Source organism: Nocardia sp. 852002-20019_SCH5090214, from assembly GCF_001665865.1.
Classification (GTDB): domain Bacteria; phylum Actinomycetota; class Actinomycetes; order Mycobacteriales; family Mycobacteriaceae; genus Nocardia; species Nocardia nova.
Genome location: NZ_LZMK01000398.1, coordinates 1 through 1449, shown reverse-complemented (window position 1 = coordinate 1449; position 1449 = coordinate 1). Strand labels below are relative to the sequence as shown.

The following is a 1449-nucleotide window of genomic DNA, read 5'->3' as shown; positions in this document are numbered from 1 at the left end:
GCGCTGCGGAGGCTTCGGTGACGGCTGCAGTGGCCGAGTGCTCTTCCCTGGTTCGGGCTGTGCGGCTCGCTGCGCGCGGGCGATGCGGAGCCGGTTCTCGATATCGCCGCGGTCGAGTCGGTCGACAACGGCCGCCGATCGCATCGCGGCCGCCCAGGCCGGGGAGCCCTCGGTCTTGTCGTAGGGCTGGTCGGGATCGGTGCCGTCGCGGCGCATGTGGATCTCGGTCAGCGCCTTGCGGGCCTGACTGGCCATCGCGGCCGCGGCCGCCGCCCGCCCGGCCGTGTCCAGACTCGCCTGCACGGTCATCATCAACTCGGTCAGCGCGTAGATCAGGGCGAGACCGCCCGCTTCCGGATTCGACGCCGCCCACAACATGCGCGCCACCGACCTGATGTTCTCCTTCTCCGTCCCGGTGTGACGGCGACGCTCGCGGGCCGGGACCCGGCCCGCACGAGCCAGCTGCCGCGACAACCTGTCCAGCGGCCCAGGCTTACGCTCGGTCCGCGACGACGCCGCAGCGAACAGACCCGACGTCTGGGAGGCCACTTGCGCCCAGCCGGCGCGATCGGTGACCGGGATCCGGGAGACCATGTCGCTCCACTGCCGCAGCTCCTCGATCGCCTCCTTCTCCGACCGCGGATCCACCGCCTTCGGCCGCGCCCCGGACCCGACCGTGATGCGCCGCCACTCGGCCAGCGCCTCCTCCCGCGCCGATACCGACTGATCCCACGGCGCCCACGACCGAATCGCCGCCAATGTCATGTCCCGGCCGAGTCGACCACCGCCGTAGCGAATCGACTTCTCCCACTTGTCCGTCGCCAGATTGCGCTGCGCCGGCAATTGCACCGAGTAGCCGGTGACTTCGTCCATCCCGCCCGCGCCCCAATACGGCGCCACGATGATGCCCTCGTCGTGCAGCAGCCGCAGCCACTCGGCCTCCGACTCCGCGGCTGCCGCCGCGCCGCGCACCCGCCGGCGCAGCGCCTCCCGGTCGGTCTCCGGAGCACCGACCCGCTCGGCGCGGGCCCGCTCAGCGGGTTTGGTCGCCACCTCGGTATCGCCGTGCTCGCGGCTGTAGAGCACCTTCAACCCGTAGCGCTGTTCGAGCACCCGCGCCGCCGCCTGCGAGCGCGGCAGATCGCGAAACACATCGGCAAGCGACCCATCCGGTCTCACGATCGGCATCGCGATATGGACGTGGTCGTTGCCGTTCTTGCTCAGCCCGTGATGCACCACCGTCCACCGGGCATCCGGCGCGCCGTCGTCGCGGTCGATGAATCCCATCTCCCGCATGAAGTCGGTGGCGATCGCCGCCCACTTCTCCATCGGCAGCTCCCCCTCATCACGGCCGATCGCCAGAGAACAGTGCCAGGTGTTCTCGTCCTTCGTCGCCGCCTCGAACGCCGCGGTCCGCGACATTCCCTCCTTCATCAGCTGCCGGGCCTG

1 protein-coding gene is annotated in these 1449 nt (G+C 70.7%); it reads right to left on the bottom strand.

The genetic code is table 11. The features are described 5' to 3' along the window. On the bottom strand, window positions 1–1422 hold a 1422-nt coding region (locus A5780_RS33555), incomplete at its 3' end, for a hypothetical protein (protein ID WP_156769740.1). Window positions 1423–1449: the final 27 nt, after the last annotated feature.